At 38.3% G+C, this 24,112-nt stretch carries 19 protein-coding genes and 1 pseudogene; 4 read left to right on the top strand and 16 right to left on the bottom strand.

Features of this window, described 5'->3' with window-relative positions; all coding sequences use genetic code 11:
* Positions 1–83: 83 nt before the first annotated feature.
* The 4 genes from glpK to NKR74_RS05060 form a co-directional block, all read right to left on the bottom strand.
* The gene (glpK, locus tag NKR74_RS05075) at positions 84–1,574 is read right to left on the bottom strand and encodes a glycerol kinase GlpK (RefSeq protein WP_098305949.1); all 1,491 of its coding nucleotides are present in this window, start codon (positions 1,572–1,574) and stop codon (positions 84–86) included.
* Positions 1,575–1,587: 13 nt separating this feature from the next.
* On the bottom strand, positions 1,588–2,409 hold the full coding sequence (locus NKR74_RS05070; protein WP_098305947.1) for an MIP/aquaporin family protein: 822 nt from the start codon (positions 2,407–2,409) through the stop codon (positions 1,588–1,590).
* 218 nt (positions 2,410–2,627) lie between these two features.
* Complete coding sequence (locus tag NKR74_RS05065; protein ID WP_098305945.1) at positions 2,628–3,188, bottom strand: glycerol-3-phosphate responsive antiterminator; 561 nt, start codon at positions 3,186–3,188, stop codon at positions 2,628–2,630.
* 410 nt (positions 3,189–3,598) lie between these two features.
* On the bottom strand, positions 3,599–4,030 hold the full coding sequence (locus NKR74_RS05060; RefSeq protein ID WP_098305943.1) for a VOC family protein: 432 nt from the start codon (positions 4,028–4,030) through the stop codon (positions 3,599–3,601).
* A gap of 289 nt (positions 4,031–4,319) precedes the next feature.
* Here NKR74_RS05060 and NKR74_RS05055 point away from each other — a divergent pair, with 289 nt between their 5' ends.
* Positions 4,320–4,700 (top strand): hypothetical protein, encoded by a 381-nt coding sequence (locus tag NKR74_RS05055; protein WP_253628842.1) that lies wholly within the window; start codon positions 4,320–4,322, stop codon positions 4,698–4,700.
* Between the two features lie 97 nt (positions 4,701–4,797).
* A complete protein-coding gene (locus NKR74_RS05050) occupies positions 4,798–5,223 on the top strand; it encodes a VOC family protein (protein WP_253628841.1) in 426 nt (141 codons plus the stop codon).
* 125 nt (positions 5,224–5,348) lie between these two features.
* On the opposite strand, the gene NKR74_RS05045 is transcribed toward NKR74_RS05050, so the two are convergent.
* A complete protein-coding gene (locus NKR74_RS05045; RefSeq protein ID WP_253628840.1) occupies positions 5,349–6,983 on the bottom strand; it encodes an FAD-dependent oxidoreductase in 1,635 nt (544 codons plus the stop codon).
* Positions 6,984–7,595: 612 nt separating this feature from the next.
* Here NKR74_RS05045 and NKR74_RS05040 point away from each other — a divergent pair.
* Complete coding sequence (locus tag NKR74_RS05040; protein ID WP_253628839.1) at positions 7,596–8,468, top strand: YitT family protein; 873 nt, start codon at positions 7,596–7,598, stop codon at positions 8,466–8,468.
* A gap of 172 nt (positions 8,469–8,640) precedes the next feature.
* Here NKR74_RS05040 and NKR74_RS05035 read toward each other — a convergent pair whose 3' ends face one another.
* The 5 genes from NKR74_RS05035 to NKR74_RS05015 all read right to left on the bottom strand — a co-directional run bounded on the left by NKR74_RS05035 (position 8,641) and on the right by NKR74_RS05015 (position 14,327).
* Positions 8,641–9,888 carry an esterase-like activity of phytase family protein gene (locus NKR74_RS05035; RefSeq protein WP_253628838.1) on the bottom strand — a complete coding sequence of 416 codons (1,248 nt, stop codon included), beginning with the start codon at positions 9,886–9,888 and terminating at the stop codon, positions 8,641–8,643.
* 455 nt (positions 9,889–10,343) lie between these two features.
* On the bottom strand, positions 10,344–11,663 hold the full coding sequence (locus NKR74_RS05030) for an MFS transporter (RefSeq protein ID WP_253628837.1): 1,320 nt from the start codon (positions 11,661–11,663) through the stop codon (positions 10,344–10,346).
* A gap of 23 nt (positions 11,664–11,686) precedes the next feature.
* Positions 11,687–12,871, bottom strand: a complete 1,185-nt coding sequence (locus tag NKR74_RS05025; RefSeq protein ID WP_253628836.1) for an acetyl-CoA C-acetyltransferase — start codon at positions 12,869–12,871, stop codon at positions 11,687–11,689.
* A 123-nt stretch (positions 12,872–12,994) separates the two neighbouring features.
* Complete coding sequence (locus NKR74_RS05020) at positions 12,995–13,657, bottom strand: 3-oxoacid CoA-transferase subunit B (RefSeq protein ID WP_253628835.1); 663 nt, start codon at positions 13,655–13,657, stop codon at positions 12,995–12,997.
* The gene (locus NKR74_RS05015) at positions 13,641–14,327 is read right to left on the bottom strand and encodes a CoA transferase subunit A (RefSeq protein ID WP_098305924.1); all 687 of its coding nucleotides are present in this window, start codon (positions 14,325–14,327) and stop codon (positions 13,641–13,643) included. Before NKR74_RS05015 ends, NKR74_RS05020 begins: the two co-directional genes overlap by 17 nt.
* A gap of 207 nt (positions 14,328–14,534) precedes the next feature.
* Between NKR74_RS05015 and NKR74_RS05010 the strand changes: the two genes are divergently transcribed.
* A complete protein-coding gene (locus tag NKR74_RS05010; RefSeq protein WP_098305922.1) occupies positions 14,535–15,140 on the top strand; it encodes a TetR/AcrR family transcriptional regulator in 606 nt (201 codons plus the stop codon).
* A 473-nt stretch (positions 15,141–15,613) separates the two neighbouring features.
* On the opposite strand, the pseudogene NKR74_RS24245 reads toward NKR74_RS05010, so the two are convergent.
* The 6 genes and pseudogenes from NKR74_RS24245 to NKR74_RS04975 form a co-directional block, all read right to left on the bottom strand.
* Positions 15,614–15,811, bottom strand: a pseudogene (locus tag NKR74_RS24245) (ABC transporter ATP-binding protein); the annotation flags it as partial.
* Between the two features lie 127 nt (positions 15,812–15,938).
* Positions 15,939–16,139 carry a sporulation YhaL family protein gene (locus NKR74_RS04995; protein ID WP_253628834.1) on the bottom strand — a complete coding sequence of 67 codons (201 nt, stop codon included), beginning with the start codon at positions 16,137–16,139 and terminating at the stop codon, positions 15,939–15,941.
* 96 nt (positions 16,140–16,235) lie between these two features.
* On the bottom strand, positions 16,236–18,629 hold the full coding sequence (locus NKR74_RS04990) for an immune inhibitor A domain-containing protein (protein WP_253628833.1): 2,394 nt from the start codon (positions 18,627–18,629) through the stop codon (positions 16,236–16,238).
* A gap of 232 nt (positions 18,630–18,861) precedes the next feature.
* On the bottom strand, positions 18,862–19,806 hold the full coding sequence (gene yhaM / locus NKR74_RS04985) for a 3'-5' exoribonuclease YhaM (RefSeq protein ID WP_098305916.1): 945 nt from the start codon (positions 19,804–19,806) through the stop codon (positions 18,862–18,864).
* A 44-nt stretch (positions 19,807–19,850) separates the two neighbouring features.
* Positions 19,851–22,712: an ATP-binding protein gene (locus NKR74_RS04980; protein ID WP_253628832.1), complete on the bottom strand. Its 2,862-nt coding sequence runs from the start codon at positions 22,710–22,712 to the stop codon at positions 19,851–19,853.
* Complete coding sequence (locus NKR74_RS04975; RefSeq protein ID WP_253628831.1) at positions 22,709–23,950, bottom strand: metallophosphoesterase family protein; 1,242 nt, start codon at positions 23,948–23,950, stop codon at positions 22,709–22,711. The genes NKR74_RS04980 and NKR74_RS04975 overlap by 4 nt, the downstream gene beginning before the upstream one ends.
* Positions 23,951–24,112 lie beyond the last annotated feature (162 nt).

Raw genomic sequence — 24,112 nt, 5'->3', positions numbered from 1 at the left:
AGAATTGCTTCTATAGCGTGTTGTGGTCTCTCCAAATCTCCTACCGAATTATTAACTTATCATCATTATAACACTGTTTATAATTATTTAAAAGCTTTCGTTGCTTCAATTGCTTTTTTCCAGCCAGCATATAGCTCTTCACTTGTACCCGCTTCCATTGCTGGTGCAAAGCTCTTATCCATATTCCACTGTGCTGCGATTTCCTCTTGATCTTTCCAATACCCAACTGCAAGACCCGCTAAATATGCTGCTCCTAAAGCTGTTGTTTCGTTTACTTCTGGACGCTCTACTGGCACGCCTAAAATATCACCTTGGAACTGCATTAAGAAGTTATTTTTCACTGCGCCGCCATCTACACGTAATGTTTTTAACTCAATACCAGAATCAGCTTCCATCGCACATAATACATCTTTTGTTTGATATGCTAACGATTCAAGCGTTGCACGTACAAAATGTTCTTTCGTCGTACCGCGTGTTAAACCGAATACAGCGCCGCGTACTTCACTATCCCAATATGGTGTTCCAAGTCCAACAAATGCCGGTACAACATATACACCTTCTGTTGACGCAACGCGAGTCGCATACGCTTCACTTTCACTTGCATCCTTGAACATACGCAGTCCATCGCGCAGCCACTGAATTGCAGAACCTGCTACGAAAATACTACCTTCTAATGCGTATTCTACTTTCCCGTTTAGGCCCCATGCAATTGTTGTTAATAAGCCATGCTCAGATGCTACTGCTTTTTCACCTGTATTCATTAACATAAAGCAGCCTGTTCCGTACGTATTTTTCGCCATACCTTCACTGAAGCAAGCTTGGCCAAATAATGCCGCTTGTTGGTCACCTGCAATACCTGCAATCGGTACATTTTGACCGAAGAAATGATAGTCAACTGTATGACCGTATACTTCAGAAGATGGACGTACTTCTGGAAGCATGCTCGCTGGCACTGTTAACATTTCAAGAAGCTCTTCGTCCCATTTTAATTCATGAATGTTATACATTAATGTACGAGATGCATTGGAATAATCTGTTACGTGAACGTTACCACCAGATAGTTTCCATACAAGCCACGTATCAATTGTTCCGAATAATAATTCACCGCGCTCTGCTTTCTCTCTTGCACCTTCTACGTTATCTAAAATCCATTTTACTTTTGTACCAGAGAAGTATGCGTCAATTAAAAGACCTGTTTTTTCACGAACCATATCGTTATAGCCTTTTTCTTTTAGCTCGTCACAAATGTCAGCTGTTTGGCGAGATTGCCATACAATTGCATTGTATACAGGTTTTCCTGTTTCTTTTTCCCATACAACTGTTGTTTCACGTTGGTTTGTAATCCCAATACTCGCAATTTGCTCTGGTTTTACGTTTGCTTCACTTAAACAACTTGCAATAACCGCTAAAATTGATCCCCAAATTTCTTGTGGATTATGCTCAACCCAACCTGGCTTTGGAAAATGTTGTGTAAATTCTTTTTGCGCAACATGTACAATTTTACCTTCTTTATTAAAAAGAATCGCACGTGAACTTGTTGTTCCTTGGTCTAATGAAAGAATAAACTTTTCCATATGTATTTCCCCCTTATGCTACTTTTCTACTATTTGTATTTTTTCCGCTCTGTTTACTTGTCATATAAGAGATTGCTAGAACAATCACTGTTACAATTACTACATAGATAAGTGCTGAGTTTTGCTTTCCTTCAAATACAACTTGATGGAATAGTCCTGCTAATGATCCGCCTAAAATCGGTCCTACAACTGGAATCCATGCGTATTTCCAGTTCGATCCGCCTTTTCCCGGAATCGGTAGAAGGAAGTGTGCAATACGAGGTCCTAAGTCACGTGCTGGATTGATTGCGTAACCAGTTGTTCCTCCTAATGATAAACCAATACTTACAATTAAGAAACCTACGACAAATGGATTTAAACCATCCGCAAATTTATTTGCTCCAATTGCTAAAATACCAAGTACTAAAATAAAAGTTCCAATAATTTCACTTAAAAGGTTTGCAAATGTATTTGGAATTGCCGGTCCTGTTGCAAATACGCCTAACTTTGTGCCTGCATCTTCTGTTTCTTTCCAATGTGGTAAGTAATGTAAATATACAATAACTGCCCCAATCATTGCCCCCAGCATTTGTGCTGCGATATAACCTGGTACGTCACTCCAAGGAAATGCTCCTTTAAACGCAAGTCCAATTGTTACCGCTGGATTTAAATGCGCTCCGCTAATTGATCCAACTGCATAAGCAGCTATTGAAACTGCTAAGCCCCATCCCATCGTAATAACGATCCATCCTGAATTTTGCGCAAACGATTTCTTTAAGCTGACACCAGCACAAACACCGCCGCCAAGAATGATTAGTATTGCTGTCCCTATTAGCTCCCCTAAAAATGGTGACATATAACCCCTCCATAATCAAATTAAAACGCTTTCAGTGAAAGAGGAAAATTGAATGGCCATTCTTTTTTTCAAAAGAAAAAATCCACAAATACAAGTTTCTATAGAAACATAGAAACAATGAAATGTGGATCTCTTCTTTTCTCCGTCACGTTTATTAACTTGTTTATAATGTTAACCGCAAATGAAAGCGGTGTCAATTAAATTTTTCCACATTTTTGTCACTTTTTATGAAAATGTTTCCATAACTCTTTTTTTGATGTTGTAATCGCTGTTGCACCAGCTTCTAAAGCTCTTTCCACATCATCAACTGTACGTATAAATCCACCTGCTAAAATAGATAATCCGGTCCGTTCTTTCATTTCTGCAATCACGTCCGTTAAAGCTCCCGGCAGCACTTCAATGTAATCCGGCTTTGTCTTTTCTAAAAGAGCACAACTTTTTTCCATTGCACTAGAGTCAATTAAGAAAACGCGTTGAATCGCAACGACACCTTTTTGCTTCGCTTTCATAATTACGCTAGATTTTGTAGATAGCACACCATATGGACGAAACTCCTGGCATACATATTCTGTTGCATACGCATCACTTTGCAAGCCATGAATTAAATCAACATGTAAAAAGACTTTCTTACCATGCTGCTTCGCTAACGCCACGACACTTTTCAACTGACCGACATGAATATCTAAAATTACAATATATTCATACGAACTATGTAACAACTTTTCTAAATCCTTAATTTGCCGAACAGCTGGTAATATTTTTTGTTCATGAAATTCCATTCGAAAATCCCCTTCTATATATGTCTTTCTATCTCTTATAGTACACAAATTAAGGAAAAAGAAAAGATAGTCCACTGTCTTTTTACGTGTCCGCAAAAATATCGGCGTTATTTGCGATATATCGGCGGAAGTGGTGCATTTATCGGCGTTATTTGTAATATATCGGCGCTTCGACACAATATAAAGTGAAACTTCCATCAGTGACGCTTTTCTCACTGATGGTTAGTTGAACCAATCGGGCTTTTACGGGCAGTTTTCTTCCCCGCTCTTCTCCAGCCTATACTGCCCGTTAATGCGGGATAAAGACCTTCCGACGATGTTCGATATGCGAGTAGTCGGGCCACTAAAACTGGATAATATCAAAAAATAGAAAGAGCTGACCATTTATAGTCAGCTCTTTCTTATATAAATTATTGTTGGCAAGCAACCGTTGAAACTTGCCATTGTACACCGAATTTATCTTTCAATTGGCCGTATAATGGGCTCCAGAAAGTTTCTTGAAGCGGCATTACGACTTGACCGCCGTCTTGTAATTTTGCAAATACTTCTTTTGCTTTTTCTTCACCTTGTATATGAATTGCTATAGTCACTTGCGATCCAACAACTTCGTCCGGCTGACCTGGGAACGTATCAGAAATCATCAGATCCGTATTCCCAATTTTTAAATGTGCATGTAACACACGATCTTTTGCCTCAGCAGGAAGTGGGTATTCCGGGTTTTCTGGCATTTCTCCAAACGTTTGAAGCATTTCAACCTTTGCATCCAATGCCTTTTCGTAAAACTTAACCGCTTCTTGTCCATTACCATTCGTCACTAAATACGGGTTAATACCTAAAATCATCACAAGCACCTCTTTCTAAAATATTTAGCAGTCATAAACATATGTAACCACAGAACAAAAACAGAACATATGTTTCCGTTTTATTTTATCATATATTACTTGTTTATGGAACTCTTTTACTTCATTTGTGCAATAAAAAAAATCGACACTTCCTATGAGGGATTTAGCCTTAACGCACAAAATTCGCAAAATGATTCTTGAAGTATGGCATCCTTTCGATTACACACGAAAGTGTTCTAAAGGGGGAAATGCATGAAATATAAATATAATGAAAAGGAGTGAGATGCTAATGGAAGCAAGCACCTTTTTAGGACTGTTTTGGGGATGGGTAATGGTTATCGTATCAGGAATACTTTTCATACGTCCATCAGTACTACGTGAGCTGAAAAAATTAGTAGTCGAAGACAGAGGGTTTGGGATTATGTATGGCTTTCTATCGATTTTTTTAGGGTTAGGCACTATTATCCTGCATAATGTATGGGCATTCAACTGGCAGGGATTCATCACACTCATTGGATGGCTCGCGCTATTAAAAGGAATTTACGTAATTGCATATCCTGAACCATCCAAGAAAACCGACTTCGAAGTACGGATACTATCTACGCGTATAACACTTGCTATCCTTGGTGCTTTGGCTCTATGGATGCTTATAGTAATCTATATGAAATAATCTGTAATTCGAAATAGGTCTCAGTAGATTCGTTAAGATCAGGGTAGTTGTAAATCTGCATTTCCTAACACTCCCCCGTTTAAAAGGAGATGAGTAAATGAAGCTGAATCATTTGAATTTATGTGTTGATGATTTATCGGCAGCGAGAGCTTTTTTTGAAACATTTTTTGATTTTCAATGTTTAGAAGAAAAAGGAAAAGCTCTTGTAGTGATGAGTGATAATGATGGATTTATTCTTGTATTAAGTGATCCAAAAGCGTTTAAAGGCGGAAAAGATGCGACATACCCAGAAGCTTTTCACATTGGTTTTTTAGTAGAAGAACCAAATGAAGTTGATCAAGTATATAATCGCTTAATAGAGGGTGGTATTGAAATAGATAAAGAACCTTATAAGATGAGAGGTAGTAGTTATGGCTTCTACTTTACAGTATTCAATGGATTGTTGATTGAGGTTTCTTGTCTTGATTATAAAGACGGTAAAAGAATCTCAAAACCTAATGTTGCTAAAGATTCTAAACGTTAATGAACTACCGGATGCTTTATATGAAAAAAGGCTCTCTAAATTTGAAGAGCCTTTACTAGTTAATTATTATTTCTTTATCGTAATAGTAGTTCAGTACCTAAAGACTTTAAATACAGTCCTCAAAATTATTTTTCATTTAAAGATGAATTGCATAATAGGCAATTCATCACCTCTTCAAGTACTAAGTCAGGGGTTAATACTCCTTCTTCTGTACGCCAGCCAATACATCCATCTGGTCTTACGAGTACAGCCCCTTTAGGATTTATTCCATATAACATTCCAAAAATGTTGTCCTGATCAACAAAATCTCCTTTTGGACAAACACGGTACACATGAATGCTCGTTCCTAAATGGGAAGCAACAGTATGTGCCGCAGTTGACCAAGAGTTATGTTCTGAACCAGTAAATAGTACAAAGTCTCTCCCCAGTAAATCAAGTATGGAAATACGCTTTCCTTCATAAGTACCCCACATATGCGGAGCGCGTGTTCCTGGCCTTCCGCCAAGCTCTAAAAGATCCATCCTATGTGGAGTTGTATCTTGATCGATAATTGCTGCCGAACGGTATTTGTAACCTACAGTAACAGCTAGGCTATCCATGTTATTCAGATTATCATCTTCTTTATTCGCAGCACGGAGCAATATACTGCTTGCGTAATCCGTAGTTAATTGTACAACGGGATGCCTTTCCTCATGGTAGGTTTCCAGTAATTTCGGATTAGCTTGATGATGTATAACAGCAGCTAATTTCCAAGCTAAATTGTGAGCATCCTGAATACCTGTATTTGAACCAAATCCTCCCGTAGGCGGCATAAGATGAGCAGCATCACCAGCTAAAAAAACTCGATTATCCTGAAAACGTACCGCTGTACTTTCTGTCGCTTCCCAAGGTGAAATGCTTAGTATTTTCACATTAAGATTTGGTATCCCAATGGCTTTTTGAACAATTTTTTGACAACGCTCTGCAGAAAAATCTTCAGGTGTTTCTCCTTTTAAAGGATTATAGGCAACATGATAAATCCACCGATCGTTATTATTGACTGGAATAAGTGCACCTAAAACTTCAGGGTGTAAAATCATAGAGAAACCAAAGGCATCTCCTTTTATGAGATCGCTCAAATCCGCTTGAAAGTAAATGTTTATATAATGGCCTCCGATATTACCACGACCAGTAGTTGGAATGTCTGCATGTTTACGTATAGAACTTTTGGCACCATCTGCTGCAATTAAATAATCACTATGAATCATCTGTTCTTCCTTAGTTTCACGATCTCGTACAATAGCGGTTACTCCTATATCATCCTGCTCGTAAGAAACAAGTTCATGATTAAACCACAGCTTCCCGCCTAATTTTTGGGCCTCTTGCAGCAACATCGGTTCTAAATCAATTTGATAACAAGCTGTTACCTTTGACGGACTAATCTTTCTAATTATTTCGGACATACTTTCATCATTTTCGGCCTGAGCTATTCTAGCCCTTTTTAACTCTTCAGGGTCTGCTTCAGCCATTGTATTTACAGCAATCCTTCCACGGCAATTCTCTAGTGACTCTCCTGCAGCGCGAATGTTTTTTTCTAATCCTAATTCTCGGAATAATTCCATCGTACGAAAAGTAATGCCCCCTGCCTTCGGATGAATAGCAGTCGTAGCATGCCTTTCAATAAGTAAATAATCGACTTTATGACGCGCAAGAAATAATGCAGAAGTTAGACCTGTCAAACCTCCTCCAATAATTAAAATTGGAACGTGATTAGATCTCATGTATATGCCCCTTTCATATAGTACTTACATCATTTTCACTGGGCTCAGTAGTCTAAATATAATAAGGAAATTCAGAAAAATATAGACTTATTTTTCAAAATTATTTATCATATAGATAGAGTACGCCCCAAAATATATTAAGATATATGTAATAAGGGCAGTAATAAAAGTCCTTCAAGCTGGACATTCAAGAAGAAAAGCTGAAATATCTTATTTTGATTAAAATAAGATATTTCAGCTTTTCTTTTTTATAAACAGCGAAACTTCCATCAGTGGAAGTTTTCTTCATCCCCCACCTATCTTCTTCGCTTTCTCTGCATCTTGAGGTGAGGGTCTTACTGCCCGCGGGATAAACTCGTCGATATAATCCCCGTGATGAAAGATTAAATAGAAAAAGCATGTTTTGAAAAAAATGTTTTATTAAATAAAAGCTTAAAAGAAAATTGGATATCTTTTTTACATTTTGAAGAGATTGTTAAAATTCCTATATAAAGGGGCCGCGTCAAGAAGTATTTTGACGATAATATGTTAGAATAGTTATTAGGAATGAGTCTAACTCATAAAAAATGTGTAGGAACGAAAAGAGAACATAGTTTGAAATGGAGGAATTATATGAGTATAAGCAAAAAACGCAAGCCCAATAAACTAAAAATCGTTTTTCGAGTATTAATGATTATTATTGGGGCATTTATAACAGCATATGGACTAGAATCGGTATTAATCCCAAACAACGTTTCAGACGGTGGTGTGACGGGTTTAAGTATTGTTAGCTCACAACTACTTGGATTACCATTAGGACTTCTAATTGCAATCATTAACATCCCTTTTGTTTGGTTAGGGTATAAGCAAATTGGTAAAAATTTTGCTATTTATTCGATTATCGGTATTGCTTCACTAGCAATCGGTACTATTCTTATGCACAACGTACGAACTATTATTCACGGTGATACATTGTTAGTTACCGTTGTTGGTGGGATTATCATCGGTTTTGGTATGGGGTTAGCATTGCGTAATGGCGGAGCTTTAGATGGAATTGATATGTTAGCCGTATTACTTTCTCGAAAATTACCTTTTGGGACAAGTGACCTCATCTTATTTTTAAACATGTTTATCTTTATTGTTGTCTCAACAGTATTTGGTCTTGAAGGGGCTATTCTTTCAGCAATTGCTTACTTTATTGCTTCTAAAGTAATTCACATCGTTGAAGTAGGTTTAAGTGGTTCTAAAACATTTAAAATTATCACAAAGGAACCTAAATTAATGGTAGAGACAATTCGAGAACGCTTAGGTCGAAGTGCAACTTATAATGAAGTTTACGGCGGTTATTCACATGAAAAATTTAAAGAAATCACTTGTGTCATTAACCGTTTAGAAGAAAGCAAAATGAAAGAAATCATACATGAAATTGATGAAAATGCCTTTGTTACGGTATATGACGTAGCAGAAGTAAAGGGCGGTAATTTCAGAAAACATGATATTCATTAATTATAACTTAGAAAGTTTTAATATAGTTTCACAAAAAATCACCTTTTAGTTAAACTAAAAGGTGATTTTTATACTGGATTTTTATCCCGCATTAACGGGCAGTAAGAGCTCGATTGGTTCAACTAACCATCAGTGGGGGATGAAAAAAATCGACATCTGTTTATGTAAACCGTCATTTTTTGATAGGTGCCTTTTTTGACAATACTTCAAATGCTAAGAATTGTGTTACCTGGCTAGAGTTGAAATTATTATCTGAAACTAGTACAAGACTGTCGTTCCCGTTTGCAAGTTTAGGGCCCCAAGAAATGCCTTCGATATTGTCAAGCTTAGATAAACCTAATGCGTTCAAATCAAGAATCAGACGCTTTTTAACAGGCTTAAATTTGCCTTCTTGTAACGAATCTATATGACTAATATCACTAGCTCCGTTAAGATCAATCTCATAAATACGAATATAGTTTTTAAAGGTTCCATCTGCACCTTGTACACCAGAACGTTCAACTGTTAATAACTCGTGGTTGTTTACCGCGAGAATCTCTGACACGCCATTATCTGCGTATTTGCCAGACGCTGGCGTTGCTGGAATTGAATCAACAGGGTATGCATACTGTCCTAGTACATTCCCTTTACGATCGTATTGAGTGATCCGTGAAAGTGCCCCGGAGTTTGGAGTAGGTATAAGCCCGTCCTGATATAATGGACCTTCCATTGCAACCCATAGCGACTTACCGTCGGGTGCAAACGTAGAACCTTCAAAACTCAGGTTATTACGTGCTCCAGTCTCTTGTGTTGGTGATACTTTAAATATTTCTGGCAAAGGCAATGTAGATAAGTATTGTCCATCACGAGTGGCATGTTTCACGAACGGATTTAAGCCAAGAGAACGATCACCCTCACTCGCATACCAAATACTCCCATCTAGAGGATCAATGTTTATGGATTCAAAATCGGGAACTTCTCCACCATGAGTGGTGTATTGTGTTTGATTGGGATAAACGCTTCCATCGGCTTGCTTTAAAAAATTCACTCCGGTCAATTGAATAGACTGAAAACCTTGAATATTATAGTTGAGCCTAGCATTATAAAAACGTGCAGGATTATAACTTGATCTGTCGTCGCTTATCATAACCCATGTGTTACTTTTAGAATCGTACCTAAGTCCTGAAAGACCACCCACAGTAGTTCCTTCAAAATTCTCATTGAACGGGATTTTTTTCTCTCCAATAAACCTTAGACTCTTAACAGAATGTTTTTCGTTTACGTTGTTTGCATCATCCTTTTTCTCGCTAGAATGGTCATCATTTTCCTGTGATACATTTTGCTCAGCAGCATGAATAGTAATAGGTGATAAAGCTAGACAAGCACTTAATGCAGCAACACTTAAAACGTTAAAATACTTAGGTAACTTAAATTTTTTCATAATACTCTCCCTCTTCCATGTTTATTTTTATACAGCCCCATTTCCTTCATACAAAATTACCCCTCTAAAATAACACCCAGATATGAATTTCCATTTAAGAGACTATTAAAAAAATGTAAAGCATTGTCAAAATTTTAAACAACTTAAATATAACGACTTTCTTTCAAAGCCCCACAACGAAAAAGGATGGCAACCTCTCGGCTGCTCATCCTCTAACATACAACTATTAAAGCAAAACAGAATCCTCATCCTTGTCTTGATGACGTCGCTCCCGTTCTTCTACTAAACGTCTCATCAATACACTTGTTAACTAAATAATTATCTTTAGCAAAATAGGTTAACTTTTTTCTATATTTAACATCTTAATAATTCTCACGGGGGTTGCTTGGTGACATCTTGTTTATGGTACACAGCTCCGTTTTACTAAAGATTAGCGTCCCTTTAAATATTATCCGTTATGATTGAGTAACAATTGGCTGTGTTTCTTTGACAGTGTCCACACTATTATTACTTGTCAATTTTAATGTAATTAATGTGAAAAGGCCGATTATTAGTAATCCTGATAAAATAAACATCCCAAGGGTAAATGCTACAGATCCAAGAATCATCGGTCCTACAAATCCGCCTAATGCCGCAAATGAATTGACTAAAGCGATACCAACAGGTGCAGTAGACTCGGTGAAGAAAAATGTCATGTAGGCAAAGAAACATCCAGTAAATCCATATAATCCGGCAGATGTAATTGTTAACATAAGTACCATCATAAAGACGCTTTCTGAAAAGCCACATCCGATAAAGCCCAATACTGAGATAATAAAGCAAACAATTAAATGTTGTTTGTACGCATTCGTTCGATCCGAATACCATCCGACAAATATAATAGCCGGAATACCTACTAATGAAGGAATCATGGCTAACCAGCCTATTTCTAAGTTGGTCGTGGCATTTTCTGATAAGGATTTAATGATGGTTGGCATCCAGAATGACAAGCCATAGATACCTGTATAAACAGCAAAATATAGCATAGATAACTTCCAAACCTTTGAATCCTTCAGCATGTCTAGTTTTGAGACTTTATTTACTTTTGAACTTGCTTGCCGTTCAGCACTCAATTCGCCCTCCAGCCAATCTCTTTCTTCCTTCGATAACCATTTTGCATTTGCAGGTCTATTTGTTAAGAAGAAAATAGTAAGAACACCTAAGATAATGGCTGGGATGCCCTCAAGGATAAACATCCATCTCCATCCTGACATATTGAGCCAAAATATGTTATCAATAATCCACGTTGACACTGGTGCGCCGATTAGGCCGCCTATCGGTAAAGCCAGCAGTAATGCAGCTGTTGCTCGTCCTCTTTCACGGGCTCTAAACCAATAAGTTAAATACAAAACAATTCCAGGAAAAAATCCGGCTTCAGCAATACCTAATAGAAAACGCAGGGTGTATAAATGTGTCGTCGTTTGCGCGAAACCAGTTAAGATTACTATAATTCCCCATGAAAGCATAATCCGGGCAATCCAAATGCGCGCCCCAACTTTATGCATAATCATGTTACTTGGGACTTCAAAAAAGAAATAGCCAATAAAGAAAATACCGGAAAGAAGACCAAAAACTTCAGCAGATAAAGCTAATTCTGCATTCATTTCTAAAGCAGCATAGCCTAAGTTTACCCGGTCTAAGTAAGCAACAACATATAGAATTAATATAGTTGGAAGAATGCGTTTCATCGTTTTACGGATTGTACTTTCTTCTATAGCCTTAATATTCTGATTCATCAAATCCCCCCCTATCTGTTTCATCAGCTTTGTACATTTTCTAAAATAATGGCAATGCCTTGTCCGCCGCCAATACAAAGCGAAGCTAATCCATATTTAACGTTTCTTTTCCTCATTTCAAGTGCTAAAGAATAGGTGATTCTAGCACCACTTGCGCCTACAGGATGTCCTAATGCAACAGCCCCTCCGTTCACATTCACCTTTTCCTTATCGACACCTAACTCTTTAATTACAGCAATAGATTGTGAAGCAAATGCCTCATTAAATTCGAACAAACCAATATCCTCTAAGCTTAAACCAGCCTTTTCTAATGCTTTTTTGCTTGCTGGTACGGGGCCAATACCCATAATGCTCGGGTCAACTCCTGCAACGCCCCATGTTACAATTTTCGCAAGTGGCTTTAAGTTATGTTCACTCACATACTCCTCAGATGCGACTAACACAGCAGCTGCACCATCATTAATGCCGCTCGCGTTCCCTGGTGTAACAGTCCCATCCTTTTTAAAAGCGGGCTTCAATTTCGCTAAACCTTCTACAGATGCACCTTCACGAATATGCTCATCCGTATCAAAAATGACTTCCTTGCCTTTTCTGCCTTTTAACTTAATCGGAACAATTTCCTCTGCAAAACGGCCGCTATCTCTTGCTGCAATGGCCTTTTCTTGTGATTCCACAGAAAACTGATCCTGCTCTTCTCGGGAAATTGAATATTTTTCAGCTAAGTTTTCAGCTGTCATCCCCATTCCACAGCCAACGTAGTTATCTGTTAATGTTTCCCATAACATATCATCAACCTTTGGTGCTTTATTTGGTGAGCCGAAGCGCGTGCCTCTTAATACATGCGGTGATAAGCTCATATTTTCGGTTCCTCCAGCGACAACTACTTTTGCATCTCCAGAAGCAATGGACTGTGCGGCAGATACGATAGACTGCATGCCCGAACCGCATAATCTATTAAGTGTAAGCGCAGATGATGACTCTGCCATGCCGCTTTTTAAACCGATATGTCTGGCTAAATAAGCAGAGTCGCTGCTTGTATGGATAATATTCCCAAATATGATTTCATCTACATTAGAAGCTTGAATTCCGCTTCTTTTCAATGCCTCTTCCGTTACTGCTACACCCAAATCGATGTCGGTCACATCTTTTAATGCCCCGCCAAAAGTACCAAAGGCTGTTCTTGCTCCGTCAACAATATAAGTTGCCATTCTTTTTCCTCCTCTTTTTTTATTACATGCCGCCTGCGACTTTAATATGTTCTCCTGTAATACCGCCTGCTGCACCTGTCACAATAACTGTTCTTTGCTTGTCCATGTGTTGCCCTTCATTCTTCACTTATTACTTACGAGTGTTAAATCATTCACATACTCTAAATCAAAACCAACCTTTTCACTTAATTCTTGTATTGAAATCTCTTCCATCATTTCTACAACTTTTACGCCTTTATCCGTAAATTTAAAAACAGCGTAATCGGAAATAAATAAATCTACTTTTCGAATTCCGCTAGTTTTATATGATAATTCTTTGACTAATTTAGACGTTCCATCCTTTGCAAACAAGGTAGCTGCGACAATAACCTTTTTTGCTCCTGTCACCAAATCCATCGCTCCACCAACGCCTAAAATCGGCTGATTCGGAACGGCCCAGTTGGCAATTTCACCATGAACATCCACCTGAAGTGTGCCTAAAACCGCTACGTCAATATGACCACCTCTAATCAAAGCAAAAGAATCAGCACTATTAAAAAATGATGCACCTTTCAAATAGGTAACCGGTTCTTTTCCTGCATTAATTAAATCAATATCTAAATTTTCCTCTGCAGGAGAAGGTCCCATACCTAACAATCCATTCTCAGATTGTAAATAAACCTCTTTATCACCTAAATAGGAAGCAACCAAAGTAGGAATTCCAACTCCTAAGTTAACAATCTGTCCATCTTCTAATTCTTCGGCAATTCTCTTAGCAATAATTTGTCTTTTATCTTGACTCAACATAATCACTCCCTATCTTTGAATATTTGCTTTGGATGACATAATCCACATACGCATGAGGCGTCACAACAAATTCTGGGTCCAGCTCACCAACTTCAACAATTTCATTAACTTCGGCAATGACTATTTTTCCAGCTGTAGCCATCATAGGGTTAAAGTTTCTAGCTGTCGTATGGTACACTAAATTTCCAATTCGATCTGCTTTATCCGCCTTTATAATAGCGACATCACCTTTAATAGCCTTTTCAAAAATGTATCTCTCTCCATCAATTTCTCTTTCCTCTTTGCCCTTGCTTAATTCAGTACCAACGGCGGTTCTTGTGTAAAAACCACCTATTCCGGCACCACCGCAGCGAATTGCTTCAGCTAATGTACCTTGAGGCAGCAAATCGATTTCAAGCTCGCCTTTAGACCAGGCTATTACCGCTTCTTTATTAATGGAAAAAAAGGAGCCAATTGCTTTTTTGATTTTTCCCTGCATGAATACTTTATGTAATCCTTGTCCAAGATCCCCTAAATTATTACTAACAATCGTTAAATCACGAATATCTGTTTCTAATAGTTCATCAATGATCGTTAAAGGTGTACCTGATAAGCCAAAGCCTCCTGTTAAAATTACATCACCACTCTTGAAATACTTTCTTATTTCACTAGACTCAATGACTTTATCCATTATTTCCCCTCCATTTCTTTATAAAGCGCTTTCTTTTTTGGTTAGAATAAAATAAAATTAGAAATCGTTGTGATAGTCGAAATCTATGAGGTAGACTTGAATAAAACATCAACTTGTTAACTAGACTGCAGTCTGTTTATAATTAGACCGTAGTCTGATTTTATAAAAATATAAATATTCTGTCAATTTATTTCCGGAGGATTTTTCATGCTAGAATCAAAAAAAAAGCAGCGCAGAGGAGAAGTAACACGCGATAAAATTTTAAAAACAGCTTTAAAACTTTTTAGCCAAAAGGGTTATGACAAAGTAACAGTCGACGAAATCGTGAAAAAAACCGGCACTTCAAAAGGTTCATTTTACCAACACTTTTCGGCTAAATCGGACATATTTTTAGAGAGATTCACAGAGGTCGACAATTATTATTTAGAAGTTTTCCATTCTTTCCCGAAAGATATGGACCCATTTGAAAAACTATTTATTTTCACTCAGAAATTATTGCGCTTTCTAGAAGAAGAAATGGGTAAAGATCTTATGAAAGTCATTTATAGTTCCGCTCTAAATTCAAAAGAACACACTTACTTTTTAAATTCAAACCGTTCACTCTTTCAAATCATCTTTACACTACTTGAAGAAGCTAAGGACCAAGGATCCATTGGCACTGACCAATGTGTGGAAGTCATTTCTACAATGGTCACACAAAGTCTAATGGGAATCATCTATCACTGGGGTATACACGACTCTGACCAAAGTCTAGAGTCATTATCAATACCGCTGATTAAAACAATCCTTGAGGGATTGAATATGAAGAACTAAAACAAATTTAGAGGCCATCCGCGAGAAGATCTTTGTAGAATTGGACTTATGATGGGTACACAATAAGAAGACCGTTCTCATGCGAGAACAGTTTTCTTATATATGGAGGAGCTATAGCAGCCCTTCCACTCGTAAGTTTATTAAGCATTATTTGGTTATATATTCAAGGTGAAGCAAGCGAAAGTTTGAGTAAATTTGCTCTTGGTATTCTTTGGGGATTTCCAGCTACTGCGGTTTTATTACTTATCGTTTATCTATTATTAAAGAATACAATAAACCTATATGCATGTATTTTTGTTGGCATAAGTGGCTGGATATTTTTTTAATCCTTAAACAGAACCTAATTAATTTTGTAAAAACAAATTTTCTTAAATGATAGAAGTCTTAAACCACACCTATTGAATTAATAGAGGTTATTCCAGAAAAGGGCGCGATTGTACAATAACAATTAGATTTAAACAACTTTATTGTTGTATTTTTAAGTGCAGTGAAGTAGTCTTCCCCGCTCCATTTGGTCCAACTACTCCGTAAAATGATCCACTTGGTACTATTAAGTCAATATGATTGACTGCAATAGACTAGCCGAATCGTTTATACAGATTAAGAAGCTGTAGCGCTGGAGAGGATTCATCAAATGTGGATTCCAATGATATTGATTTAGAGCTTTTCATAACCATAGTTCCTCCTTCAGGATTTTATCCCGCATTAACAGGCATCAGAATTGTAAAAATCGCGGATATACCATAAAAAAAGGATGGCAACCGTTCATTCGGCTACTCATCCTCTAACATACAACTATTAAAGCAAAACGGAATCCTCATCCTTATCCTGATGACGTCTTTCCCGTTCTTCTGCTAGGCGTCTCATATATATTTCGCCTTCTTTTTCAATAAACTCATTATCAATTTCTTGCTCTTTTTTCGACGTGTATAAGACCATATAACCGCTCACAATAATCCCAATAATAATGAAATAAATCCACCATGGTAAAGTTTCCATTCAAATTCCTTCCTTTCATAAGACAAGCTTTGTTAGTTTCACTGTATGAATGAAAGGAAGGTTTTATGACTCTTTTATTTTGAAAGGACCTTCAACTTATCGATGAACCCAAACTGCCCCTGCTGACTTATCATCAGCTTGACCTACTACTTCAATTTTAATTCCAAGATTCGGAAGTTTTCGTCCTGCATCTGGAATTACGCTGTTCATATATGATTTAGAATCATTAAATTTAGACACACCTGGTAATCCTTTATAATCAAAGATTCCGCGCGTCGGTGAATTTACTTTCCATGCTGGCGTTTGATCAAACGAGAACGCAGCATCTGCAATTTGATAACGAGTACTATTTTTCACACTTGGCTGTCCATTTAATGTTCCAATAATCGCTTCCGGATGAGAATCCACTACTCCAAGGAATCCTTCGCCTGGATGCACGCCAACCCAGTTATCTGTAAAGCTTTGATCTGCATACCATACAACAAGTCCTGTATTGTAAACTGGACCGCGTCCATATTGCAATGCTTCGTCAGAACCTGCATAGTTTCTCCACTCTAAATAATAATTATTTTTCTTCTGCTCAAATCCATCAGAAACAGTAAATCCTTTTACAGTAAAGCTCGGTTGTTCTTCTGCATCATCAGAGAAAACAACTTTATTGTCTACCGTTAAAGTAGCATTATCAAGCGCAAAGCCTCTGTAAGCTACAGCAACATCTGTTAAATATTCAAATTGCAGTTTTACTTTCTTCCCTTTGAATTGACTTAAATCATAAGACTTGTCAATCCACGTATCATTCGTTGTATCCATGCCATTCTTTACGTCTTTGTCACCCATTCTATCAATCTTTGTTTTCGTTCCATCTTCCGCAATAGCATATACGTCAAGGAAATCATATTTTGCTTCCAATTCATAGAATGCTTTATAATCAAATTTCGCATTCGTTGCATTTGTTAAATCGAATAATGGCGTCTCTAAAGTTGTATGTATATCATTTCCTTTTGTACTATAATAAAATTTCTTTCCAAAGCCAGGTTCAATATTTTTCAAATTTTTATCCGGTAAATTTACACGAATAATTCCTGGACGTTTTGATTTTGTAACACTTTGATCTAAATACGTCGAAAAGCCGATACCTGTGCTAAGTTTATCATAGTTTACCTCTACAATATTCGCCCAGTTCCCTTTCATATTCTTTTGGAAGAACTCTTTGTTTTGCGGAGAGAAACTTGTTGGTTCTGTTCCTGCAATTCTTCCAGCCCAGCTGCCGCCGCTCATAATAGACCAAGCTTCAATTGGCTCACCTTGTCCTGAATACTTTGTATCATACTCATCAGGTAAACCTAAGTCATGACCAAATTCATGAGCAAATACACCAACTGCACCGTCTTCAGGCTCGATTGTGTAATCGTATGCCGCCATCTTTCCGCCCCAATTTGGAACAGATGCGTTTGTGCCATCGATTGCGTAAGGTTTTGCACCAAGTTTTGAACGATGAGACCAAATCGCATCATCTTTCAATTTGCCACCGCCAGCTTCTTGTCCAACACCAGCGTGAACAACCATTAAATGATCAATAATTCCATCTGGTTCATTTTTATTACCATCACCGTTGTAATCATACTGATCGTATTGATCAAAATCAGCTAAATTAATTCCTTTTGCTACCGCTGCGTTTAACGCGTCTTTTACTAAATCACGCGGTCCTAAAGGCGCTTTATTATCATGACCACTTCCTGCATCATCACCGTAATCAGAAGCTTTACCTGGAACAGTCAACCATTCCGTTACAGTTCCATCAACTGTATAGCTACCGCCTGATTGCTCTTCATAATATTGCTTAAATGTTTTAATTTTTGAATCATTAAATAACGTAAATGGCTCATCGCCAAATAACATGTTTTGATAATGCTCACGATTAAAATCATTCGCATACATATATCCTGGTTCTTGATCAATATTGTTATGTTTAAAATCGCTATACTCTACAAGTAACACAAGAACTTTATCTTTACGAACAGGCCCGTTATATTGCGCTTGCTGCGCTGAAGACGTCGGCACTTTACCATTTCCATGTATCTTTCCATTTAGTCCAGGTACTTGCCCAGCTAATGGACCATTCTTTGACTGATGCTGGTTCTCTTTCTCTTCCATTTTCGCATCTTTTACTTTTTTCATAAAATCACTGGCATCCTGAGTAAGACTGTCTTCTGGCGTTGTTTCCTTTCCAGGATTTTCGCCTTTTTTCTTCTCTACATATTTTTCTACAGCCTTCGACGTTTCTGCTTGTGATGCAGATGGATCAATTACCCCGCGTTGCTTCAGTGCATTTGCCAAACGTTCCTCCGGTATTAAATGCTCATCTATGAAACTAGATGGCTCTGATGATGATTCAGCATAAGCAGCATGACCACCGAAAGCGAACATAGAACTTAGCATAGCCCCTGTCGCCAACACTGAAAAAGTTTTTAATTTTCTGTTCTTTTTCAATGCAATCCCCCCTATTGTGTATAAGTTGTCGACTTTTTTTGTCGATATGTACATATTATTATCGATTGATGTAATTTTCAATATTTTTGTAATATACAGACTATTTAATATAATTTATTTTATTATAATAATTTTTCTGCAGTAGAGCTGATCATTTTTTTGTTCCACTTCACTTCAATAATCATAAAAAAAAGATTCTACCACGATAGTAGAATCTTTTTTGCAATCTTTTTTAGTTATGGAAAGTAGGTTTATAAAACGAACGATTATCAAGCGCAAAGACACGCTCTGTATATTCACCTGGTTTCGTACGGCTTAACGCACGATCCATCATGTTCATCTTCGCATCTAAGTTATCGATATAATGGAGAATTTCTGCTTCTTTTACAAGCGGCGGCTTCGGACTGCCCCACTCTGCTTTGCCGTGATGCGATAAGACGATGTGCTGAAGAATCAATATTTCTTCTGCTTCAATTTGCAACTCGTCTGCTGCTTTGCCAATCTCATTTACCATAATCGAAATGTGACCAAGCAAGTTCCCTTCTAACGTATATGTTGTTGAAATTGGACCTGATAATTCAATAACTTTACCAAGGTCATGTAAAATTACACCCGCATATAATAAATCTTTATCAAGAGACGGATATAACGCCGCAATTGCTTTTGCTAAATCAAGCATTGATACAACATGGTACGCAAGTCCTGAGACAAACTCATGATGATTCTTCGTCGCTGCTGGATAATCTAAAAATTGACTTTGATATTTATTCAGCAAATGTCTCGTAATGCGCTGAATATTAGAGTTACTCATTTCAAATATGTACTGTGTAATTTTCTCAACCATATCTTCTTTTTTGAGTGGCGCCTTTTCCACAAAATCCGAGATATCCGTTACTTCATTCGAATTTGCCACTCGAATTTGTTTTACGCGAAGTTGAATTCGCCCTTTATAATTTTGAATATCTCCCGCTACTTTTACGATTGTTTCTGCTACATATTGCTGCTCTACTTCAGGTGATACATCCCATAGCTTTGCTTCGATATCTCCGCTTTGATCTTGCAAAATAACTGTTAAAAATGGTTTTCCATTACTTGCAATCCCTTTTGTTGCCGACTTAATCATTAAAAATAACTCGACTTGCTCACCAACTTCATACTGTGCAATTTTCTTTTTCATATTCTTTCCTCCACCGTCATCGATATTGTTAGTATAGCATAACCTCACTGCTTTAACCTTTGCATTTCCTCTTCTTCAAAGAAAGATAGAAGATGTTTATGACAAGTAAAGAAAATGACTTGCCGCTCTTTCGCTAATTCCTTCATAAGATGCACAGTCCGCTCTGTCCGCAGTACATCAAAATGTACAAAGCTATCATCAATAATAAACGGATACTGCCCTTCAAACGTATGCGCTAACGCAAACCGCAGCGATAAATAGAGCTGCTCTGCTGTCGCTTGGCTTAATTCATGACTGTAAAAACGCAGTCCATCTTCTCTCTCTACAATAAACGGCTCCTCTGCATCTGGCGAAAAGACTTTTACATATTTTCCGCCTGTTAAATACACAAAATATTCTTCTGCCTTTTGCAAAATGCGCGGCAGCTGCACTTCATGATAATACTTCTTCGTTTTTGTTAATACAGCCTTTGCCGCAGCATATGCAGCCCACTTTTTCACTTGCTCACGCACTTGTGATTTTTTTAGTTCCCATTCATGAAGCACATCACCGTACGTACGACCATCTTCTAATTGGGAGATATCAAGACGCAGAGCTGCCAGTGTATTCGTCAATTCTTTTTCCTCGCGCATCAATTGTTCTAGCTGCTCCTGCTCTTTTTGGCGCTCCTCTTCGTAGCCTTCTAAACGGTAACCGGTCTCCAGCGCCGCAGTCATTAATCGTTCTTCCAACAAATCCATTTGCGGAATTAACCGATCAAGCTGCTGCTGCTTTTCTTCAATCTGCTCCGCTTGCTTTGCCGCCGTTAAAAAGGCCTCTTCATCAGTTGCCGCGGCAATGTCCCAAAGCTGCTGACGTTCTTCTAATAGATGATAAATCTGCTGCTCCACTGCCGCATACTCTTCTTTCCACGCAGCATCCTTTTCTTCCAGCTGCTTTTTCTGCAATTGCTTTTCCTTTTCTTTCTGCACATCTTTACTCATACCATGTAAAAATAACGACGGTGTGTCCATGTTTCCTTCTGTAGAAACAGTTAGCTTCATTAGTTTATGTTCAAACTGCGAAATCATGTCTTCCTGCAGTTCTTTTCGTTCTTGCTGCTTCGCTAACTCACGGTACAATTGCTGCATCTTTTCAAGCCGTTCAAACGCCGGCAATATATGAGCATACGTAAAACCATCTGGCAGTGCGTACATCTCTTTATACGATTTCACCTGCTCATTCACCTGAAACAAATCATGCTCCCACTCGTCATATTCAGAAAGAACGCGTTCATATCCTCGCTCAATTTGCTTTAACTTAAATTCCTCGCGCTCTAATAGCTTCCGCACTTCATCATCCTTCTCCAGACGATACCTTACTTCAAGCGCTTCATTACTCTGATGTCCATCTGACTCAAGCCCTTTAGAAGCAGAGCCCATATACATCACATACAAAACGACAAGGCCAATTAAAAGAAAAACACCAACAAACAATAACTTGCGATTATCCATTAAAACGCCCGCAAGCAGCAGCAAAGCATTCATAACGAACAGTACCATCGTAGCTTTATTCATCTGCGGTGCGGTGTTACTTCGTTTCTGTCTTTGTCCTCTTTGCTGGGACGCTGCACTTTGCGCTTTTGGCAAATATCTCTCCCGTTCTTCCGCTGACATCGTTTGCGCTTTGAGCCTGTTAACTGCTTCTTCTTGCTCCTCTAACTGTTCCTGATCTGTTTTAAATCTTTCATCTAACTGTTGTTTTCGCTTCTCTAACTCTTTTGCTTGCTGCATCATCTGCGTAATTGTTTCCTTCATAGCCAAGCTCGTCTGAAAAGAAAGAACATCCTCACGCGCAAACGCTATCCCGATTTGCTGCTGCAAATCTTGTATTTCTTCTTCTATATGTGAAATACGCCCCGTCAAATCCCGCACTTCTTGCAGCGCTGCTTCATAAGACATATGCTGCAAACGAAGCTCTTCCACATACACCTCTTGCTGAAGCAATTCTTCATTTACTACTAGTACTTCTATTTGAGTTTGAGCTGCATTCAATCTCTTTTGCAGTGCATCTCCTTGCAGCTGAAGTGGTTCAAGCCGTGCTTTTACCGCTTCATAACGCTTTAGACCATCAACTGGAAACGCATGTCCCGCATGTTGTTCTAAAAAGCGTTCACACGCACGTTTTTCTAGAAACAGTGGCTGCAACGCTTCTAGCACTTCGTAATCTTGTTTTCGTTTTCCTGCTTCTTGCTGCTCTGTGCGAATGACTGTAAGGCGCTCTTCTATGCCCTTTTTCTTTTTCACAAGCTCTTCATACGCCGCAATCTTTCCTTGCCAATCTGCGAGCTGATCTTGCAGCTTTTTTAGCTCCTGCAATGCTACATTAATTTCGGGCTTACGGCCATTTGGCTTAAAGCGCTGCTCCATTTCTTTCTCAAGCATTTTTTCGAGTCGTAATAACCCGTCGCTGCCAACCGCACTTGCCGAAAATAAATAGTTGCCAATATCGTTTTCACCGATATGGTGAATATTTTGCAAACCATGCATATCAAATGAAAAAACAGAATCAAACAACTGCTCATTCATTCCGTTTAACAGCTGCTTTAAAACATCTTCGCCACCTGTTTTTCCATCCGCAAAATAAACTGTCACTTCCCCGGCCGCTGTTTTCGGAAGACGTTCAATTTTTAAACTTCCATACTCCTCAGTAAAAACCGTAATTGCTCCGCCGTATTTCCCGCCTTCTTTCGGTTCATAGCGGCGCTGTCCCCTCGTTGGAAAACCAAATAAGATGCTTTTCATAAACGAACGAATCGTTGACTTACCCGCTTCATTTTCTCCGTACAATACAGTAAGCATGGAAAGGTTCAGCTCGACATTTTCTAATTTTCCATATCCGTAAATATGAAGCTTTTCAATTCTCATGCTTTGCTCCTCTCTTGCTCTAGTAATTGCTCTAAAATAATATTCTCGGCGCCCCTTTGAATCTCTTTCTTTTCTTCCTCAGAAAATGAATGAAGCACCTTCCTCGCAACCGGTGAAGTCCAAATCGTCCGCAGCACCTCATCCATACTAGAAAATGACTCAAGCTCCTGTAGCACATTCCCAATAAAATGATTCTCTTTCTTCAACTTCTCAATTTCCGCAAACGAAATCGTTTCATTCTTCCATTTCACGACGTGTACAAAATTACTGCGCTCCTCACCTGACGCTACAATATGAAGGATTTCCTCGACGCGCTTCTCATCACGTAAATAAGAAGCAAGCGGGCCTTGCCCTGTAAACGTCATCGTCACAAGTAAACCTTCCTCTTCTCTTCGAACACCGTTCATACTCTCTGTACACGCATGAATAAGATCATCAACTGTCTCTAGCTCATCAATGTTGATAGAACTCTCATCCCAAACAACATCTGCCGTACTGAAAAATCCTAGTTCCGTCCCTTGCTTAGACAAGGAAACAACATACGCACCTTTCTCTCCTGTTTCCTTTCGGTGCCGCCCTTGAATATTGCCAGGATACACAATGCACGGTTCTTCTAATAACACTTCACGCTTATGTATATGACCTAGCGCCCAGTAATCAAACTGCTTTTCCTTCAATTCACGAATTTGAAACGGCGCGTACCGATTATGCTCGGCATCTCCTTCCACGCTTCCATGAAGCATACCGATATGAAACGGCGCATCACTCATCTTTTTATATTGCTCTGTCATATTATCCGTCACAGCTTGCTGCTGATAACTAAATCCGTAAATGGAGGCAAGCAGCTCACCGTTTTTATAAAATGATTTTTCTTCTATATAAGGCTCTGTAAAAATATGTACATTACTCGGAAACTCAATTGCCGCCCAGCTTCCCCCTAAATGATCATGATTACCGTGAATCACATATATCGGAATATCATACTGCGCCAAACGTTTCATTTGCTCACGAACAAACACCTGCGCCCGTAAACTTCTCGTCTCCGCATCATACAAATCACCGGCAAGCAAAACAAAATCGACCTGCTCTTGAATCGCTTTATCCACAATGCGCGCAAACGAACGAAACGTACTTTCCTTCATTCTTTCCCATATAAAAGCTGGCACATTCAATTCCATCCCTTTAAACGGACTATCCAAATGCAAATCTGCCGCATGAATAAACTTTACTTCTTTCACACTGTAACGTCCTTTCTCCGTCATACTTGGCTCTATTTTAACACGGAATGTCACATGCTTGTCTTATTCCAAGGCTAAAAAAAAGAAGCAACTGAACGTCATAGTCTTCAGATTAAAAGTTTATATAAAAAAAATTTTAGTCTTCTATAAGACAATGAAAAT

The organism is Bacillus sp. 3103sda1 (genome assembly GCF_024159135.1).
GTDB lineage: Bacteria > Bacillota > Bacilli > Bacillales > Bacillaceae_G > Bacillus_A > Bacillus_A rhizoplanae.
The sequence above is the reverse complement of the archived record's forward strand: the minus strand, read 5'-3'. Positions and strand labels throughout refer to the sequence as shown.